Origin of the sequence: Chelativorans multitrophicus (genome assembly GCF_011317445.1) — a bacterium.
GTDB classification, from domain to species: Bacteria; Pseudomonadota; Alphaproteobacteria; order Rhizobiales; family Rhizobiaceae; genus Chelativorans; species Chelativorans multitrophicus.
Genome location: NZ_JAAAPL010000001.1, coordinates 254,100 through 272,437, shown reverse-complemented (window position 1 = coordinate 272,437; position 18,338 = coordinate 254,100). Strand labels below are relative to the sequence as shown.

The 18,338-nt window shown below is 62.4% G+C and carries 21 protein-coding genes; 10 read left to right on the top strand and 11 right to left on the bottom strand.

Features of this window, described 5'->3' with window-relative positions:
* Positions 1 to 19: 19 nt before the first annotated feature.
* Genes GNP00_RS01305 through purC form a run of 4 tightly spaced genes read right to left on the bottom strand, consistent with a single transcriptional unit; the run spans position 20 to position 2,255 of the window.
* Complete coding sequence (locus tag GNP00_RS01305) at positions 20 to 418, bottom strand: hypothetical protein (protein WP_041544642.1); 399 nt, start codon at positions 416 to 418, stop codon at positions 20 to 22.
* Positions 419 to 474: 56 nt separating this feature from the next.
* Positions 475 to 1,143: a phosphoribosylformylglycinamidine synthase subunit PurQ gene (gene purQ, locus GNP00_RS01300; protein ID WP_011580618.1), complete on the bottom strand. Its 669-nt coding sequence runs from the start codon at positions 1,141 to 1,143 to the stop codon at positions 475 to 477.
* A gap of 59 nt (positions 1,144 to 1,202) precedes the next feature.
* A complete protein-coding gene (purS, locus tag GNP00_RS01295) occupies positions 1,203 to 1,445 on the bottom strand; it encodes a phosphoribosylformylglycinamidine synthase subunit PurS (protein WP_011580619.1) in 243 nt (80 codons plus the stop codon).
* Between the two features lie 18 nt (positions 1,446 to 1,463).
* Entirely contained in the window at positions 1,464 to 2,255 is a 792-nt protein-coding gene (gene purC / locus GNP00_RS01290) for a phosphoribosylaminoimidazolesuccinocarboxamide synthase (protein ID WP_011580620.1), read from the bottom strand.
* A 248-nt stretch (positions 2,256 to 2,503) separates the two neighbouring features.
* Between purC and GNP00_RS01285 the strand changes: the two genes are divergently transcribed.
* Complete coding sequence (locus GNP00_RS01285; RefSeq protein WP_011580621.1) at positions 2,504 to 2,824, top strand: DUF1476 domain-containing protein; 321 nt, start codon at positions 2,504 to 2,506, stop codon at positions 2,822 to 2,824.
* A gap of 35 nt (positions 2,825 to 2,859) precedes the next feature.
* Here the strand turns inward: GNP00_RS01285 and GNP00_RS01280 are convergent, their stop codons facing one another.
* Positions 2,860 to 3,408 (bottom strand): RBBP9/YdeN family alpha/beta hydrolase, encoded by a 549-nt coding sequence (locus GNP00_RS01280; protein ID WP_041545254.1) that lies wholly within the window; start codon positions 3,406 to 3,408, stop codon positions 2,860 to 2,862.
* A gap of 183 nt (positions 3,409 to 3,591) precedes the next feature.
* Here GNP00_RS01280 and GNP00_RS01275 point away from each other — a divergent pair, with 183 nt between their 5' ends.
* The gene (locus GNP00_RS01275; RefSeq protein ID WP_011580623.1) at positions 3,592 to 4,395 is read left to right on the top strand and encodes a VOC family protein; all 804 of its coding nucleotides are present in this window, start codon (positions 3,592 to 3,594) and stop codon (positions 4,393 to 4,395) included.
* Here the strand turns inward: GNP00_RS01275 and purB are convergent.
* From purB to GNP00_RS01255, 4 genes are all read right to left on the bottom strand, one after another.
* Positions 4,392 to 5,699, bottom strand: coding sequence for an adenylosuccinate lyase (gene purB / locus GNP00_RS01270; protein WP_011580624.1), 1,308 nt, complete (start codon positions 5,697 to 5,699; stop codon positions 4,392 to 4,394). The two genes, GNP00_RS01275 and purB, sit on opposite strands and share 4 nt — an antisense overlap.
* Positions 5,700 to 5,798: 99 nt before the next feature.
* Positions 5,799 to 6,533 (bottom strand): DUF2259 domain-containing protein, encoded by a 735-nt coding sequence (locus GNP00_RS01265; RefSeq protein WP_011580625.1) that lies wholly within the window; start codon positions 6,531 to 6,533, stop codon positions 5,799 to 5,801.
* 25 nt (positions 6,534 to 6,558) lie between these two features.
* Positions 6,559 to 7,566 carry a P1 family peptidase gene (locus GNP00_RS01260; RefSeq protein WP_011580626.1) on the bottom strand — a complete coding sequence of 336 codons (1,008 nt, stop codon included), beginning with the start codon at positions 7,564 to 7,566 and terminating at the stop codon, positions 6,559 to 6,561.
* Positions 7,567 to 8,631, bottom strand: a complete 1,065-nt coding sequence (locus tag GNP00_RS01255) for a branched-chain amino acid ABC transporter substrate-binding protein (RefSeq protein ID WP_041544643.1) — start codon at positions 8,629 to 8,631, stop codon at positions 7,567 to 7,569.
* Between the two features lie 145 nt (positions 8,632 to 8,776).
* Here GNP00_RS01255 and GNP00_RS01250 point away from each other — a divergent pair, with 145 nt between their 5' ends.
* The 7 genes from GNP00_RS01250 (at position 8,777) to GNP00_RS01220 (ending at position 15,169) form a co-directional block, all read left to right on the top strand.
* Entirely contained in the window at positions 8,777 to 9,271 is a 495-nt protein-coding gene (locus GNP00_RS01250) for a flavin reductase (RefSeq protein ID WP_011580628.1), read from the top strand.
* A 19-nt stretch (positions 9,272 to 9,290) separates the two neighbouring features.
* Entirely contained in the window at positions 9,291 to 10,220 is a 930-nt protein-coding gene (locus GNP00_RS01245) for an AAA family ATPase (RefSeq protein ID WP_011580629.1), read from the top strand.
* Between the two features lie 4 nt (positions 10,221 to 10,224).
* On the top strand, positions 10,225 to 11,481 hold the full coding sequence (locus tag GNP00_RS01240) for a vWA domain-containing protein (protein WP_011580630.1): 1,257 nt from the start codon (positions 10,225 to 10,227) through the stop codon (positions 11,479 to 11,481).
* 44 nt (positions 11,482 to 11,525) lie between these two features.
* Entirely contained in the window at positions 11,526 to 11,864 is a 339-nt protein-coding gene (locus GNP00_RS01235) for an XdhC family protein (protein WP_011580631.1), read from the top strand.
* 1 nt (position 11,865) lies between these two features.
* The gene (locus GNP00_RS01230) at positions 11,866 to 12,573 is read left to right on the top strand and encodes an XdhC family protein (RefSeq protein WP_011580632.1); all 708 of its coding nucleotides are present in this window, start codon (positions 11,866 to 11,868) and stop codon (positions 12,571 to 12,573) included.
* A complete protein-coding gene (locus GNP00_RS01225; protein ID WP_011580633.1) occupies positions 12,570 to 14,186 on the top strand; it encodes an NTP transferase domain-containing protein in 1,617 nt (538 codons plus the stop codon). The genes GNP00_RS01230 and GNP00_RS01225 overlap by 4 nt, the downstream gene beginning before the upstream one ends.
* A gap of 71 nt (positions 14,187 to 14,257) precedes the next feature.
* Positions 14,258 to 15,169, top strand: a complete 912-nt coding sequence (locus tag GNP00_RS01220; protein ID WP_246259328.1) for an alpha/beta hydrolase — start codon at positions 14,258 to 14,260, stop codon at positions 15,167 to 15,169.
* Between the two features lie 13 nt (positions 15,170 to 15,182).
* Here GNP00_RS01220 and GNP00_RS01215 read toward each other — a convergent pair whose 3' ends face one another.
* On the bottom strand, positions 15,183 to 16,220 hold the full coding sequence (locus GNP00_RS01215) for a DUF1176 domain-containing protein (protein WP_011580635.1): 1,038 nt from the start codon (positions 16,218 to 16,220) through the stop codon (positions 15,183 to 15,185).
* Positions 16,221 to 16,397: 177 nt separating this feature from the next.
* Between GNP00_RS01215 and GNP00_RS01210 the strand changes: the two genes are divergently transcribed.
* Positions 16,398 to 16,820 (top strand): hypothetical protein, encoded by a 423-nt coding sequence (locus tag GNP00_RS01210; RefSeq protein ID WP_011580636.1) that lies wholly within the window; start codon positions 16,398 to 16,400, stop codon positions 16,818 to 16,820.
* Here the strand turns inward: GNP00_RS01210 and GNP00_RS01205 are convergent.
* A complete protein-coding gene (locus tag GNP00_RS01205; RefSeq protein ID WP_041544644.1) occupies positions 16,801 to 18,198 on the bottom strand; it encodes an MATE family efflux transporter in 1,398 nt (465 codons plus the stop codon). The two genes, GNP00_RS01210 and GNP00_RS01205, sit on opposite strands and share 20 nt — an antisense overlap.
* Positions 18,199 to 18,338 lie beyond the last annotated feature (140 nt).

Genomic DNA, 18,338 nt, shown 5'->3' with positions numbered 1-18,338 from the left:
AGGCGGGCGGCGCATGAGCTCAAGCAGCCCCGCCGCAGGAATTGTTACCGGATGCCCAGCGAGCAACATCCGAGGAGATGCGCCTGCCAATTGCCTCGTTCATCAAAGGTCCGAAAACTTCGACCGCGCTTGAATTCCCTTCGGCCTGCACGACGAGAAGGGGTCTCGCCTCGAAGTCCTTTGCGGGTACGAGCAGGAAGCGCGGCCGGCCGGTGAAGGAGTTGAGCTCATTGGCCATGCGGTATGGCCGGAAAGCCGGATCCTGACTTGCGAACCAGCATCGGTGCGCGGCTATGGCAACCCGCTCCATGGACTGAAGCGCGGCACTTTTGCCTGAGCCTGCGGAGGTTTCGCTTTGCCGATTATTGGATTGGCAGGCCGACAGAAGAGCAACGCCGCAGAGGAAGGTCGCGGTCAAAATGCCTCGCCCCAAGCCGCTTTCGCGCGAACTCCGATGAGAAGAAGCGTGGTGCATCAGGCCGCACGTCCGAGCACGCTTTCGAAAAGCGCCCGCCCGTCCGTGCCGCCATGGGCGGCCTCGACGAGATTTTCCGGATGCGGCATCAGGCCAAGGACGTTGCCGGCACCGTTCACGATACCGGCGATGTCGTTGATGGAGCCGTTGGGGTTCGTTCCCTCGGCATAGCGGAAGGCCACCTGGCCCTCGCCCTCAATGCGCGCCAGCGTCTCGGGGGCGGCGAAGAAGTTGCCGTCATGGTGCGCCACGGGGCAGCGGATGATCTGGCCGGGAGCGTAAGCGCGGGTAAATGCGGTATTGGCGTTGGCCACCTGCAGCTTCACCTCGCGGCAAACGAATTTGAGCGATGCATTGCGCATCAGCGCGCCGGGCAGGAGACCGGCTTCAAGCAGGATCTGAAAACCGTTGCAGACGCCGATGACGAGCACGCCCTTTGCCGCTTTCTCCGCCACCGCCTTCATGACGGGCATGCGCGCGGCGATCGCACCGCAGCGCAGGTAGTCGCCGTAGGAGAACCCGCCTGGGATGACGATCAGGTCGACCTCCGGCAGTTCCGTCTCGGTTTGCCAGACGGTGACCGGAGCCTGGCCGGAGATCTTGGTGAGTGCGGCGATCATATCGCGGTCGCGATTGAGGCCGGGAAGCTGGATGACGGCTGACTTCATGCGCTCAATTCGTAGGGTTTTTCGTCGGCTGGGGGTTCAGCCGACTTCCTCAATGCATCTCAGGTGATGGAGATACTATAGTTCTCGATCACCGTGTTCGCCAGCAAACGCTCGCACATTTCCTTAAGCTCTGCCTCGGCCTTGGCCTTGTCGGCCCCCTCGAGCTCCAGGTCGAAAACCTTTCCCTGGCGCACCGAGCCGATATCGGAAAAGCTCAAGCCCCTCAGCGCGCCTTCTATGGCCTTGCCTTGCGGGTCGAGCACGCCGTTCTTGAGCGTGACGATGACGCGTGCCTTGATCACTCTTTGCCCCTGTGTTTGTCAGTGACGGGTTTCGCCGTCAGGCTTGGAAGAGACGAGCACGGGCCCGGCGGGCTTCGGCGGCTCATTTTCATTCATGATGCCGAGGCGGCGTGCCACCTCCTGATAGGCTTCCACCAACCCGCCCATATCGCGGCGGAACCGGTCCTTGTCCAGCTTGTCCCGTGTGTTGATGTCCCATAGGCGGCAGGAATCCGGCGAAATCTCGTCCGCTACCACGATCCGCATCATGTCGCCTTCCCAAAGGCGGCCGCATTCGATCTTGAAATCCACAAGCTGGATGCCAACACCGAGGAAAAGACCGGTGAGGAAATCATTGACGCGAATGGAAAGCGCCATGATGTCGTCGATCTCCTGGGGGCTTGCCCAGCCGAAAGCCGTGATATGCTCTTCCGAAACCATGGGATCGTCGAGCGCATCCGCCTTGTAGTAGAACTCGATGATCGAGCGCGGCAGCACGGTGCCTTCCTCAATGCCGAGCCTTTTGGCGAGAGAGCCTGCGGCAATATTGCGCACCACGATTTCGAGCGGAACGATCTCCACTTCCTTGATCAGCTGCTCGCGCATATTGAGCCGGCGGATGAAATGGGTGGGAATTCCTATCCGGTTCAGATGCTCGAAAATATACTCCGAAATCCGGTTGTTCAGCACGCCCTTGCCGTCGACGACCTCGTGCTTTTTCTTGTTGAAGGCCGTGGCATCGTCCTTAAAGAACTGAATGAGCGTACCTGGCTCGGGGCCTTCGTAAAGGATTTTGGCCTTGCCTTCGTAAATGCGGCGGCGACGATTCATGGCTTTCTCTGGGTTTCGTGTGCCGGTCCTAACGTGATGGTCATGGGCCCGACTCGGCAAGAGGGAGGAGCCAGCTGGCTCCTGCGGTCTCTAGCGCAAACCTGCCTTCACCTCAATCGGCATTTCATCTCCTTAACGTGAATCGCCGTTTGCAGCGCACCTATTGACCAAGCGGAGCGCTTCTGGTCTCTCTAGGAGCAGATTGCCCTGCATGTTGCAATGTGCTGCTGCCAAGGCCGGAGACAAGGATGAGCAATTTGAAAGAGCGTGAAGAAACATTCGAACGGATGTTCGTGCGGGACGAGGAGTTGAGATTCAAGGCCACGGCGCGGCGCAACAAGCTGCTGGGTCTTTGGGCCGCCGAGAAGCTCGGTAAGACGGGCGACCAGGCGGAGGCCTATGCGCGGGAAGTGATTAAGTCCGACTTCGAGGAATCAGGCGATGAGGACGTGTTCCGCAAGATCCGCCGCGATTTCGATGCCGCCGCCGTGAACGAGACCGACGAGGCCATTCGCGGCAAGATGGTGGATCTGCTTGGCCAAGCCATCGCCCAGGTGAAAAGCGAGTAGGCGCGGGGCGCCGCCTGCGGTTTTCCGTCTAGCGGTCAGAGTTGCGAAAGGAAGCGAGCGAAAGCAAGGCTTCCTTCCGGCCACGGCCCAAAACCCGCTTCCGCATTGATATGCCCGGCTTCACCGGCATCGAGAAAGAGCGAGCCCCACGCTGCCGCGATGTCTTCCGCCTGTTCGAAACTGCCGAAATGGTCGTTGCGGCTAGCCACCACGATTGATGGAAAAGGCAGGGGATCCCTAGGGTAGGGGCCGAATGTCATCAGGTGCTTCGGCCTGATGCTTGGGTTGGCAACGTCGGGCGGAGCGACGAAGAAGGCGCCCGCGATCTTCTTGCGGAAATGCGGGATGCCATGCACAACCGAGGCTATCCCGAGCGAATGGGCGACCAGAACGATCGGCTTTCGCGCCTCGTTCACGGCTTCCACGACCTTGTTCACCCAGTCGTCCCGAACGGGCTTTGACCATTCCGCCTGCTCCACCCGGCGGGCCGTCGTCAGCCGCGCTTGCCAGCGCGTCTGCCAGTGATCGGGCCCGGAATTCGTATAGCCGGGGATGATAAGGATGTCTGCGTCCTTTGATTTCATGGTCGCGCATGTAGCCAGCATGATCTCTCCATGCAACCCGTAGGGTATGGTTGTGATTGTTGAACACGGCGTTCTCTTTTCAGAGCTTGTTTGCCGGGGAATGCGCTATCACATGCATCCAGGAAGCTGCCGGGACGCGCCGTAGCTAAGCGGCGCCGAAATCCAGCAGTCAGGAGACCAAAAATGGCAACTCTTCCCTTTGCCGCGACGACACCCGTCAATGTGGCCAGCGTCGGCCTCAAATCACGTGATGCGGAGGCCCTGGCGCAATTTTACCGCGATGTCGTTGGCCTTCATGAATTGTCGCGCAGCAATGGAGCGATATCGCTTGGCACGGAGGAACGGACACTGCTCGTCCTCGAGGAGGACAAGGCCGCGCTCCCGGACGATGCGCGCGAGGCGGGTTTGTTCCACACGGCCTTTCTTCTGCCGTCGCGGGCCGATCTGGCGCGCTGGGCGCGCCACGCGCTGGACCGGCATGTCACGATCGACGGTGCGTCCGATCATCTGGTCAGCGAGGCGATCTATCTGAGCGACCCAGAGGGGAACGGCATCGAAATTTATGCGGACCGTCCGCCCGAAAGCTGGCCCTGGGAGGATGGAGAGGTCGCCATGAAGACTCTGCGCCTGGATTTCAACGGCCTGCTCTCGGCCGCCGGGAACGTGGGGTGGAGCGGAGTACCGGACGGTACGGTTGTCGGCCATGTGCATCTGCGCGTCGGCGATCCGGCCGAAGCCGAGCGCTGGTGGCGTGAGAATATGGGTTTTGAAACCATGGCCCGATACGGGTCAAATGCCGTCTTCCTCTCGTCGGGAGGCTATCACCACCATATCGGCGCCAATGCCTGGCACAGCCCCGGTGCCGGACGGCGAAATCCGGCACGCGCGGGCTTGTCCTGGGTTCAGCTCAGCGCGGCTGGCGCCGAGGGCGAACGCGCGCTGGAAGACCCGTGGGGGACCGTCATCCGGGTAAGCGGGAAGGCTTAGGCCTTTCCGAAAACCCGCTTGAAAATCGTGTCCACGTGCTTGGTGTGGTAGCCGAGGTCGAATTTCTCGCGGATCTCGGCTTCCGAGAGCGCGGCGCGCACATCCTTATCGGCGAGCAGTTCCTGCTGGAAATCCGCCCCATGCTCCCATACCTTCATGGCGTTGCGTTGGACCAGCCGGTAGGCGTCCTCGCGGCTCACGCCCGCTTGGGTGAGTGCCAGAAGCACACGCTGGGAGTGGACGAGCCCGCGGAAGCGGTCTAGGTTCCTGAGCATGTTCTCCGGATAGACCACCAGCTTTTCCATGAGCCCGGTGAGCCGTACCAGCGCGAAATCGAGCGTCACCGTCGCATCGGGGCCGATCATGCGTTCGACGGAGGAGTGGGAGATGTCCCGCTCATGCCAGAGCGCGACATTTTCCATGGCCGGCATTGCATAAGAACGCACCATCCGGGCAAGACCCGTGAGGTTTTCCGAAAGCACCGGGTTGCGCTTGTGCGGCATGGCGGACGAACCCTTCTGCCCCGGCGAGAAATATTCCTCCGCTTCCAGAACTTCCGTGCGCTGAAGATGGCGTATTTCCGTGGCCAGCCGCTCGATTGAGGAGGCAATCACCGCCAGTGTGGCGAAGAACATCGCGTGCCGGTCGCGCGGGATGACCTGGGTCGAGACCGGCTCCGGCTTCAGCCCCATTTTCTCGGCCACATGCTCTTCCACACGTGGATCGATATTGGCAAACGTGCCGACTGCGCCGGAGATGGCGCAGGTGGCGACTTCCTCGCGCGCATGCTCCAGCCTTTCGCGGCAGCGGGAGAACTCCGCATAGGCCTGCGCGAGCTTGATTCCGAAGGTGGTTGGCTCGGCATGTATGCCATGGCTCCGGCCGATGGTGACGGTGTCCTTGTGTTCGAATGCGCGCTTCTTGAGGACTTCCAGCAGCCTGTCGAGATCGTCGAGCAGGATATCGCTTGCCCGGACCAGTTGTACGTTAAGGCAGGTGTCGAGCACGTCCGAGGAGGTCATGCCTTGATGCACGAAGCGCGCCTCGGGGCCGACGATCTCCGACAGATGCGTCAGAAACGCGATGACATCGTGCTTCGTCTCGCGCTCGATCTCGTCGATCCGGTCGATATCAAAAGTGGCATTGCCGCCTTTTTCCCAAATCGTCCTGGCCGCTTCCTGCGGCACGATGCCGAGTTTCGCCATCGCATCCGCCGCATGGGCCTCGATCTCGAACCAGATGCGGAATCGCGTCTCGGGAGACCAGATGGATACCATTTCGGGCCGGGAATAGCGGGGGATCATGGAACTGCCTGCATAGATTGGAAAGGAGTTGCGTCGCGTCCTATCAGACAGCCGCGCGAAGCTCAACGCACATGGCTATCGTGCCGATAAGACGGACGGTTATTCGGCTTCCTGAAATTTGCCTGTGATCGCCAGAAACCGATGGTCGGGTCCCTCGAAACCGACACGGCGGACGGCGATCAGTACGGCGAAGACCGGCTCTCCGCCCTGCGGGTGGAAGGTCTGGATGCCTGCAATCCGATAGCCGAGAGGGCAGCCACGGCTCGACGGCACCCCTTCGTCTTCGTGTAGAGTTCTTGTCTCGGCACCGGCGACCGTCGCGATTCGAAGCAGGCGGAAACCGACGATATCGCCCATGTTCCGGCAACTTTCAGGCTGCGGGACCGGTATTTCCTCAAGGCGGAACTCGAGTGGATCATCGAGAGGCGGCACGATAGGGCGGGGATTGATCACCATCCGATGAGGGTCGGCCGAAAGCTCCGTCACATCGTTCCAGCCCGCCTGAAAGCCGCGATTTTCCTTCAATTCCTCATCCGAAAATATTGATTCGGAACGTTTCCTCGCCTCTTCGCGCGCCCCTTGCACGGTCGCCTGCTCGTCATCGAGCCTGACGCGGATCGGCGTACCTGGCAGAAATTCGTCGCTGTTCGTATCGATGTAGAACCGGTTGGCATAGGGAAAGCCTGAGCCGTCCTGCACGCCGAATTCCTCGAACGCGAATATTCTCCCGTCGGCGCTGAAGCCGAGAATTTCAGCCGCCGCCATATCGCCTGCCCGGGCGGGAAAGGACAAAAGCAGGAAGGCCGCGGCGGCCAATCGGAAAAGAGACGGCATCAGGTTTCCCCCTTAAATTCCTAGGTTAGCCCGCCTGACGTTCCTGCCAGCTAGGCAGAAGGTCCCCTTCGGCGGTTGCTGCGCTAAAAACGCCTCTGGCTATCGCACGGGCCATGGTTGCAGCCGCGGCGGCGTGAAGTTCCTTGCTTTCTGCGACGTCGAGATCGCTGGGATGTCCTCCAGTCGCGACTGCGAAGACCAGATCGCCATCGACCGGCGTGTGCGAGGGCCAGATGGCGCGCGCAAAGCCATCATGGGCCGCAATGGCGAGACGCTTCGCGCCCGCCTTGCCAAGCGTGGTATTCGTAGCGATCACGGCGATGGTGGTGTTTCCCGAAAGCCCCCCCATCGCCTTGCTGGGAATCCGACGGGCTTCCGGCGGAATGGGCGAGGGAAGGCCAAGGCCGCCGAACTCGGCATCAATTTCGAAGGGCGCCGCCCAGAAACAGGGAGTCGCCGCCACGGTAACAGAACCGGCGGCGTTAACGGCTGCAAGGGCGCCAACGATTATTCCGTTGGAAAGCACCGTGGAGGCGGAGCCGAGCCCGCCCTTGAGCCCGGCCGTTAGAGCCCCCGTGCCCGCGCCCTGGCTGCCGAGGCTGAAATCCGCGGAGGCCGCGCGGCAGGCTTCGTATCCCAGTTCCCTGTAGGGTGGATAGCGGCCCCAATCCTTGTTGCCGCCATTGGCAAGATCAAACAGGATTGCGGCGGGAACAATGGGGACGCGATGGCCTGCAACCTCGAAGCCCTGTCCCATCTCCCGTAGGGCGGCCTGCACGCCGGAGGCGGCATCGAGCCCAAATGCGGATCCGCCTGAAAGTACGATGGCGTTGATCCGCTCGACGAGATTGTGCGGCTCGAGCAGATCCGTTTCGCGCGTGCCGGGCGCACCGCCCAGCACCTGGACGCCGGCCACCGCCGGCTCCTCGCAAACGACGACCGTCACCCCTGATTTGAGAGTTTGATCCTCGCTGTTTCCGACGCGAAGGCCGGGAACATCGGTGATGAGATTTCGGGCGCCGGTTTTGAACACTCAATCCGTCTCCACGAATTGCTCTCCGTCATAGCGGAAGAGCCGATAGGGATTGTCGGCGAGATCCCCCTTCTCATTGAAGTGGATCTCTCCCATGCCGGTGCTGAAGCTGAGGCGTGAGAGTGCGTCCGTCATCTCCACCCCGGCCTGCATCGCCTCCCGGCTGGCCTTTGCCGCGATCTCGAACGCGGCCAGGCCGGGAAGGGTATAGCCCTCCGCCAGGACGCCCGCGCGCTGCAGCACTTCGTTTGCCTCAGGGGTCGCAAGGTCCCGCCATTCCGGCAGCCCGACCATCAACACTCCTTCCGGCAGGGGGACGGGTCCATCCGCCGATCTGAGAGCCTCGCCCCCCGCGAAGGTGACGGAGTAATCAAGATTGCCCGCGTCGCGCGCCATGATGGCGACATCGCTCCGATCGCCACCGACGAAGACATAAGCGGCGCCTGCTCTCCGCAATCTGCCGACCAGGCCGATCTGATTGTCCATCTGCGGGCGAAATGTATCGACAAGAACAGGCTTCAGCTTCGCAAGCTCCGCCTCGGCCCGCAGGTTCTCCGCAAGCTCCCGGCCATGAATGGTGCCGTCGTCCACGATTGCAAAGAATTCTTCCCGCCATAGCGGGACGAGAAGACTTGCCACGGCCTCCCGCTCGTCATCGGCCCGCGGTCCCAGCCGGTAGACGGGCCAGCCGGTACGGTCCTTCTGGTCCGTGAGGCTGCTGGTTCTGACAGGCGTGATGACCGGAATGCCGGCCTCTTTCAGGATCGGCATGGCAGCTTCGATCGCCGGCGTGCAGAGAAAGCCGATCACGATCGTGACCTGCGCATCCACCAGCTGCCGCGCGGCTGCCGCTCCCCCTTCCGCCGTGCAGGCATCGTCGGTCACGACCAGTTGCGTGGACTGGTCCCGCGTTGCCGCCGCTCGCGCGCCATCGGCCCACTGTTCCCCAAGCAACTGGAAATCGCCGCTCAGCGGCGCGGAAAGCCCGATCACCAGTTCCTGGGAGCGCGCCGACAGTGTCCCCATCGCGGAGAAAAGAAGCAAGGTGAATGTAACCAGGCGCATCACATTTTGAAGCCGAGGCTGTTATGCAGCGGTAGCCGTTGCACTGGTAAAGCTTGGCAGGCCATGGCGCAACACGCTATTGAGCCTCCGGCTCGGCTTGCAAGCGTGGGAGCCGCACCTATATCGAGGCGGGCGAGGATTTTTTGTGCTGAAGACGAACGACATAGCTCCCCAGGATTATCGGAATGCGATGGCCCACTTTGCGGGCGCCGTCCATGTGATCACCACCGATGGCCCCGCAGGAAGGAGGGGGGTGACCGTCATTGCCGCCTGCTCGGTCTCCGACGATCCGCCCACCGTGCTTGCCTGCCTCAACCGTCAAAATCCCAGCAACGATCTTTTCCTGAACAACGGCGTCTTCGCCTTGAACACGTTGGCCGCAGGGCATGAAGACCTTGCAAACGCCTTCTCCGGGCTGACTGGCCTTTCGCAGGATGAGCGTTTCGCATTGGCGCAATGGGATACGCTATCGAGCGGCGCCCCGACTCTGCTCGGCGCAATCGCCGTTTTCGATTGCCAGCTGGTCGATGCCAAGGAACTTGCCACGCACCGGGTTTATTTCGGCAAGGTGACAGGTCTGCGTATCGGAGCTAACCTCAGGCCGCTCCTTTACCACGACCGAGCCTATCACGTTCTGTGAGCTGATTTCCGGAGAAAATATGTCCGAGAGCAAGCCGCGCGTCCTTCCGCAGTCGATCGACGAGACCGTCACGCTGCTCAACGAGGCCGATTATGTCGCGGATCGTGCGCTTGCGACCGTCGTCTTCCTGGCTCTCAAGATGCAGCGCCCCCTCTTCCTCGAAGGCGAGGCCGGGGTGGGCAAGACCGAGATCGCCAAGGTTCTGGCGCAGTCGCTCGGCCGCCGGCTCATCCGGCTGCAATGCTATGAGGGCCTGGATGTCTCCTCCGCGGTCTATGAGTGGAACTACGCGGGACAGATGATCGAGATCCGCATGGAGGAAGCGGCAGGCGTCGCCGATCGCGATGTCATGGAGCACAACGTTTTTTCGGAAAAATATCTCATCCGGCGCCCCGTGCTGGAGGCGCTCACGGGTACGCCCGGCGCCGCTCCTGTTTTCCTTATCGATGAGCTCGACCGCACCGACGAGGCCTTCGAGGCTTTCCTGCTCGAAATCCTGTCCGACTATCAGGTGACCGTTCCCGAGCTGGGGACGATACGGGCGGAGGAGCCTCCGATCGTCGTCATCACAACCAACCGCACGCGCGAGATCCACGACGCCCTGAAGCGCCGCTGCCTCTATCACTGGGTCAACTACCCCGATGCCGAGCGGGAGCTGGAGATTGTCCACCGCAAGGTGCCTCAGGCCAACAGCCGCCTGTCGCAGGAGGTCGTTGCCTATATTCAGAGACTGCGCGGCATGGATCTCTTCAAGGTTCCCGGTGTTGCCGAATCGATCGATTGGGCAAGCGCGCTCGCCGAGCTCGACAAGGTAGCGCTCGATCCCGAGACGGTTTCCGATACGCTGGGTGTGCTCCTCAAATATCAGGATGACATTGCCCGCCTGCGCGAGGGCGAAAGCGCGCGCATCCTCAACGAAGTGAAGGCTGAACTCGCGGCCGCCGGGTGAGACGATGGCCGGAAACGGCGTAGAAAAGCACGCGACGGCCGCCGATCCGGAAGGGCGCATTGCCGACAATATCGTCTATTTCGCCCGCGCTCTCCGTAAAGCAGGGCTAAGGGTCGGGCCGGCGGCGGTTACCGACGCCATTCAGGCCGTGCTCGTTGCTGGCATCGGCACGCGCGAGGATTTTTACTGGACGCTCCATTCCGTGCTCGTCACAAGGCATGAGGACCATGCGGTCTTCGACGAAGCCTTCCGCCTGTTCTGGCGCTCACGCGAGCTGATCGAGAAGATGCTCGCCATGCTTTCGCCTCTGGCGCCGGTCCCGCTTAAAAAGGAAAAGCCGAGGGCTGGCGAGACGCGCGCCGGTCATGCCCTGCTCAGCCCGGACCGGGAAGAGCGCCGGGAGGCGCAGCCGGAGCTGGAAATAGACGCCAGGCTTACCTTCTCTTCCCGCGAGCTGCTGCGCGGCAAGGATTTCGCGCAGATGACGGCGGAGGAGCTAGCCGAGGCGCGGAAGGCCGTTTCCTCGCTCGTCATGCCGCACGACCTCGTCGCCACGCGCCGGCATCGGCCCGATCCGCGGGGACGGCGTATCGACCCGCGGTCGATGATGCGGCTTGGCCTGCGCACGGGCGGAGACCTGATTTTGCCGCGTTATAAATCGCCCCGCCGCGTGCACCCTCCTTTGGTGGTGCTTGCCGATATCTCCGGTTCCATGAGCCAGTACACACGCGTCTTCCTGCACTTCCTGCATGCGCTGACCGAGAGCCGCAGGCGCGTGACGAGCTTCGTCTTCGGGACGCGGCTTACCAATCTCACACGCCAGCTTCGCTATCGCGATCCCGACGAAGCGCTTGCCCATTGCGCTGCCGCCGTTCAAGACTGGTCAGGTGGCACGCGCATCGGCGAGGCGATCGGCTCCTTTAATCGTCTTTGGTCGCGCCGCGTCCTGGGGCAGGGGGCGGTGGTGCTGCTTATCACCGACGGACTGGAGCGCGACGACGTGGAAGCACTCGCACGCGAGATGGAGCGCCTACACAAGTCCTGCCGCAGGCTTATCTGGCTCAATCCGCTTTTGCGCTTCGATGGATTCGAGCCCAGGGCGCGCGGCATGCGGGCCATGCTGCCTTATGTGGACGAGTTGCGGCCCGTGCATTCGCTGGATGCACTCTCGGATCTCTGTGAAGCGCTCTCGGCCGTGCCCCGCAGCCGCGCAAGGCCGTCAGCTCTTCTTGAAGGGCTTGGCAAGCGCCCGCCCGCGTGACCATATTGTGAATCATCCCACGCCTCATAATCGAGGAGGCAGACATGCCGCAAAGCGTAGAAACCCATGAGCCGCGCGATCCCCTTTTGATCGCCGAGGAATGGATGAAGGACGGCAAGGATGTGGCTGTCGCCACGGTCGTGGAGACATGGGGTTCGGCCCCGCGTCCGGTCGGCAGCCATCTGGTCATCGATTCCGAAGGCCTGTTCGAAGGCTCCGTTTCCGGTGGTTGCGTTGAGGGAGCGGTGATTGCCGAAGCGGCTGAGGTGATCGCCGACGGCAAACCGCGCATGCTGGAATTCGGCGTGGCGGACGAGACCGCTTGGCGCGTCGGGCTTTCCTGCGGCGGCCGCATCAAGGTCTATGTGGAGCGGCTGGGCTGATATGGACCCCTATTCACTCAAGAAGCTCAATCAGTGTCGTCGTGAGCGGCGAGCCGCAATCCTTCTCACCGATCTGGGCGACGGTCGCGACCGGGTGGTGGTGGAAGGCGATGCCGTCGCGGGAACTTTGGGAGAGGCGATCGCCGCTGCCTTCCGGTCGGGAAAATCCGGCACGGTAGAGGTCGAAGGGCGCAGCTTTTTCCTGAATGTGCATCTGCCGCCGCCGCGCCTGGTGATGGTCGGCGCCGTTCATATCAGCCAGGCGCTGGCGCCGATGGCGAAAATCGCGGGTTTTGATCTGCACATCATCGATCCGCGCACCGCCTTTGCCTCTCCGGAGCGTTTTCCCGACATCCGGTTGGATGCCGAGTGGCCCGAGGATGTGCTGAAAAAGGCTCCGCTCGACGCCTATTGCGCGATTGCGGCCCTCACGCATGACCCCAAGATTGACGATCCGGCACTCAAAGCGGCGCTGGAGGCCGAATGCTTCTACGTGGGCGCGCTCGGCAGCCGGAAAACCCACGCAAGCCGGGTCGAGCGGCTGGCGGCCGCGGGTGTTCCGATGCCCGCGATCAAGCGCATCCGGGCGCCCATCGGCCTTCCCATCGGTGCGGCGAGCCCTGCCGAGATCGCCGTGGCCGTTCTTGCCGAAATCATAGAGGCCCTGCGTTTGCGCGGACTGCAAGACCGGAAAGGCGAGGCGGCGTGAAGTTCGGCACAATAGAAACGGAAAAGGCGGAAGGCGCGATCCTTGCCCATGCCACGGTTGCCGGTGAAAAGCGCCTTCGTAAGGCGCATCGCCTGACGGCCAGTGACGTGGAAGACCTTCTTCGCGCCGGTATCCGCGAGGTAAACGCCGCGGTTCTGGAAGCGGGCGATCTTGATGAAGATGCGGCCGCCGCCCGAATCGCAGCCGTGCTGCTTTCGGACCATGTGGAGGCCCGCCCGCCATCAACGGGCCGCGTCAACCTGCACTCCACCGAGGCGGGTATTTTCCTCGTCGACCGCGGCATCGTCGATGCCACCAACCGCATCGATCCGGCCATTACCGTGGCAACCCTTGAGCCATACGCCGCTGTCGAGGCTGGGCGGATGGTTGCCACCGTCAAGATCATTCCCTTCGCCGTGCGCGAAAGCCTTGTGAAGCGTGTCGAAGCGATCGCGTCCGAACGCCGGGCCTTCTCGGTGCGCCCTTTTGTTCCGCGCTCCATCGGCCTCGTCCAGACGGTTTTGCCCGGCATCAAGACGAGCGTGCTCGACAAGACCGCCCGCATCACCGAGGCGCGCCTGGCCCGCTCCGTAAGCCGTATCACGCGAGAGCTGCGTCCGGCCCATGAGACGGAAGAGGTCGCCCGGACGATCGCCGATCAGGCGCGTTCAAATGACATTGTGCTTGTGTTCGGAGCCTCGGCGGTTTGCGACGAGGACGATGTCGTGCCCGCCGCGATCCGCCGTGCGGGCGGCGAGGTCTCGCGGGTCGGCATGCCAGTCGATCCGGGCAACCTTCTGGTGATGGGAGTGCTCGACGGCAAGCCGGTGATCGGGGTGCCGGGCTGCGCCCGCAGCCCGAAGCTCAACGGTTTCGACTGGGTGATGGACCGCCTCATCGCTGGGATCGACGTCTCGCCGGAAGATATCGGGAGCATGGGCGTTGGCGGGCTTCTGATGGAAATCCCAACCCGTCCGCAGCCCCGCGAAGCGCCCGCCCAGCGTGCACCGGCAAGGGTCTGGGCCGTTCTTCTCGCGGCGGGCCAATCGCGCCGGATGGGGCCGCAGAACAAGCTGCTCGCGGATTTCGGAGGAAAGCCACTGGTGCGCCGCACGGCCGAGCGCCTTCTTGAAAGCCGGTTGGCCGGCACTGTTGCGGTTCTGGGCCACGAGGCGGAGGCGGTATCGAACGCCCTTTCCGGCCTGGACCTCAGGACGGTTCACAATGAGGATTTCGCGACCGGGCTTGCAAGCTCGCTTAAGGCAGGCATCCGCGCTCTGCCGCCCTCGGCCGATGCCGCCCTCGTGGCGCTTGGCGACATGCCGGGCATCACCACGGCGGATCTCGACCGGCTCATCGCAGCTTTCACCGCTTCCGGTGGGCGGACGATCGTGCGAGCCACCCACAACGGCAAGCGCGGCAATCCGGTGATCCTTCCGCGCGCTCTCTTTGCAGAGGTGGAAAAGCTCGAAGGCGACACCGGCGCACGCCAAATTGTCGAAAGTGCTGTCGACGTGGCCGATATTGAACTGGGCGCTGCGGCAAGCCTGGACGTCGACACACCCGAAGCCTTGATTGCGGCAGGTGGCGTATTAGGCCAGCGATCTTCCTAGTGCCACGGATGCTGGCGCTCCTTCCTACCCCCCTCTGGCCTGCCGGCGTAATCTCCCTTTTTGAGGGGGAGATGGCCGACAGGCCAGAGGGGGGTGTGAAAGCGCACAAGCGTTTTGTTCTTTTGGTCGTTGCCATACTCACGGTGTTCTTCACAGCGCCAAGCCACGCATTCGAACTCGCTCCTTTCAAGGATCATCTCTTCGCCTATCCGCGCATCCTGCAACAAAGCGAGGGCGGCGATTATCGTGTGGTCGACTATCAGGAGATGCGCGACATCAATGGCCGCGACGCCGTGCCGGAGCGAAGGGTGCAGGGGCGCTACGTCTCGACCGAAATTCGCCGATTGCAGCGCGACCTGGCAATCAGGACGAGCGCCGGGAACATTCGCCATTTTGCGGTCGGCGCGACGGAGAATGCGCGCGTCATCACTGTCTATCTGCACGGGCAGGGCGGCAACCGGCACCAGGGCGTGAACGACTTCACCTTCGGCGGCAACTTCAACCGCATCAAGAACCTGATGGGGCGCAATGGCGGCCTCTATCTTTCGCCGGACTTCTCCGACTTCGCGGAAAGGGGCGCGCGGGAAATAACCGCGCTTGTCGCTTATTACGCCGCCAGGTCTCCCCAGGCTCCGATCTTCATCGCCTGCGGCTCCATGGGAGGGGCGCTGTGCTGGCGGCTCGCGATGTCGGGACCGTTTGCCGGGCGCATCGGTGGGCTTCTTCTACTGGGGTCCTTCTGGGACGATTCGTTCCTGAACTCACCTGCCTTCCACAACCGCGTTCCCGTCTTCTTCGGCCATGGCAGCCACGATTCCGTCTTCCCGGTAGAGAAACAGGAGGCATTCTTCCGTGCGATAGGGGAGAAGGCGCCCGGCTATCCCGCCCGCTTTGTCCGGTTTGAGACGGGCACCCATGGTACGCCGATCCGCATGACCGATTGGCGCGATACACTCAACTGGATGCTGTCTCGGCGGCCCTAGAAGTTGGGGCTTTTTACGGCCCCGTCGCATAGTCGAGCACCGTCTCCGGGTTGATCTCCCCGTCATAGGAAGCATCCACATCGTAACGGACAAGCGAGAAGGAGCCCGAGCGGAAAATCCATTCCCCGTTGGAGGAGGCATCCCCAACGCCGCGCCACTTTTCATGGGTGAGAAGTGTGAGCGTGTCCGGGTCGAATTCCGAATTGACGAGCCGGTCTTCCGTCTTGAAGCCGATGATCCGCACCTCCTCGACGCGTCCTTCCCGGTCCCCATTCTCGTACCGGATGTCGAGCTCCGGCGATGCGAAGTTTAGGGGCAGGATCTCCCCGTTCTCGTTGGCGAGGAGGTAGACATGAACTTCGTTATAGGCGCCACGATCGCAGAAGAAGCGGAACAGCCGCGCCTCGTGCGGCTCGGTGCCCTGTGAATCGTATTCGTAGTTGAAGCGGATCACGTGGCTCTCCGTCTCCGTGCCGCTTTCCGACCCCGCGCCCGTGCAAATGCTGCCATAGACCGTGTCAAAAAGCCGTTCGGCGCGCTGCAAAGTAGCGTCGGCGGTTTGCGCAGCCCCTTCACCGCAGCTTGCCGGCAGTGCCTCTGCGAGCGCACTGTCGGAGGGCTTCAACTGCCCGCTCTCAATCTGAAGCGGGATGTAGGGTGACGTCTGCACCGAAGGCTGCACGAATCTCAGCTCATAGCAGCCCGCAAAGACCCTTTCTTCGCCGCTTGCCTCGCGTGCGCGGATGGCGACGGGCAGCGAATAATAGATGCTGCCGGCCGCTCCGTCTTCGCTGGCAGCTCCCGTAACCACATCGACCTGCTCGGTCGTCTCGTATCCGGCCGCATATGTGTCGAGGTCCTTGGCGGGCGGCGTGCCGAAATAGGAGTAAGCGCGCGCGTATTCCTTTCGATTGATGGCGTTATAAAGCGATTGCACCAGCGCCTCCGGGCTTGACCGGTCGTCGAGATAGGCCGGGTCCGCGGCCCGGGCCTCGACTCCGAGCGTCAGCAGGACAGAGCCTGCGATCTGAAGGAGAGTGCGTGGCTTCATGGGATCGCTCCACTGTTCGCTTGGCAGACTGGGTGATGTTAGGACGTCGTTTTGGCGGATTGTATGAAAAACGTCGTGCCGGCGGCGGCCTTGGCTTGATTTGTGTGGATTTCGGCAGATTTTTCTTAACGCTCCTTCCTTAGGTTCCGCCGCGTCACGGTTCGGGGCAGATTTTTCATGACAAAACGCGCATCCCGCGATTTCGCAAGCATGCTGGACGAACTTTTGGCCGAGCGCGTACAGGAGCCCGGCCGCGCCCACCTCGTTTCGATGGACTATCTTTCGGTTGTCGAGGAATTGCATTCCGGCCGGATCATCATTTCGGACGAGAATCTGCAGGCCGCCTATGGGTCCGTAAAGGAGACGGCGGCAGCCGAGCCGGAACCGTCAGTCGATCCGGACGAGATCGCACGCGAACTGTGCCTGGAGGGCGCACTGAAATCCCGGGAGTTCGATCGGCTGCGTCGTGATTTCGCCCTGCGCAACCATCCCGACCGCGTTCCGGAGCATCTGCGTGCCCGCGCGGTGATTCGCATGCAGGTCGCAAATATGCTGATCGACGAGGCGAAGCGGCGGCGGCTCAGGCTGAAAAAGGCATGAGCTTTTCTCGACGCAGCCACCGCCAAAGAAGCATCACGGCCACCACGGCAAGCCCGGCGCAAAGGCCGGTCCAAATGCCGACGCCGCGATAGCCCAGCGGGAAACCCAGGACGATGCTGAGCGGCAGTCCGATGCCCCAATATCCGAGCGCCGCATAGATCATTGGCACCGTCGTGTCGTGCAGTCCGCGCAGCATGCCGCTTCCCACGGCTTGAGCGCCATCGGCGATCTGGAAGAGGGCGGCGAAGGCAAGGAAGGTAACGGCCGTGGAGATGACCGGCTGGTTTTCCGGGGCGTTCAGGTCCAGGAAGCCGGCGATGAGCAGGCGGGGCGCGAAATACATCAAAAGCGCCATCATGCCCATGAAGCTCACGCCCATAACGAAAGCCGTCCAGCCCGCGCGCGTGATGGCCTCCGCATCCCTCGCACCATATGCGCGGCCCACGCGCACCGTTACTGCCTGGCCGAGGCCCATCGGCACCATGAAGCTCGCCGAGGCGATCTGGATGGCGATTGCATGGGCGGCGAGTGAAACCGCATCGATAAGGCCCATGAGCAGGGCGGCGATATTGAAGATCGACACTTCAAAGGTGAGAATGCCCGCGATCGGCAATCCCAGCCGCAACATGGCTTTAAAGCGCGGCCAGTCCGAGCGCCAGAGGCGGCCGAACAGGCTGAACCGGCGGAACTGGCGCACGAGCGTGACCACCGCCACGAGCCCGAGAAACATGAAGATGCTTGAAAGCGTGGTGGCCAGGCCCGCGCCCTGAAGGCCGAGTGCCGGAAAACCGAGATTGCCGTAGATCAGGCACCAGTTGGCGAGCACGTTGAAGCCCACGCAGATGAAAGCCACCAGCAGCGCCCAGCCCGGCCGCTCCAGCGCCGAGATGAAGGAGCGCAGCACGATATAGCCGAAAAAGGGCAAGGCCGCCCATTGCAGCGCGTTCATATAGGAAGCCGCGCCCCTGCTCAGCGCCGGGTCCTGGCCCATCGCCAGGAGGATGCTTTCCGTGTTCCAAAGGATGAGCCAGATGGGAACGGAGATTACCAAGGCAAGCCACAGCCCTTGCCGGGCGGTCCGCCGCACGTCCCGCACATAGCGCAGCTTTCGGCCGATGGCGCTCGCCATCATGGGTGACGCGGCAGCAAGCAGGCCGAGACCGAATATGACCAGCATAAAATAAAGGTTATGGCCGAGCGTGCCGGCGGCGAGCGCCTCGGGCGAGAGGCGGCCCAGCATCATCACATCGGTCATGGTCATCGCCGTCTGGGCGAGATTGGTCAAAATCATGGGCCAGGCAAGCGACAGTGTCGCCCGCGCTTCGGAAAGCCAAAGATTGACCGGGGGCGCACTCGCGCCCGTAGCCAGCGCTGTCATAACCATGCTTTCTTTGTGCGGTGTGCGGCTGGCAGCCGCATCGATTGCAGCAAATCCGGTTCAGATTGCCTGCCGGATGCTTAATAGCGCCCGCAACCGGGCGGACAAGTTAATTTCTCTGGAGGAAACGAGCAATTCCC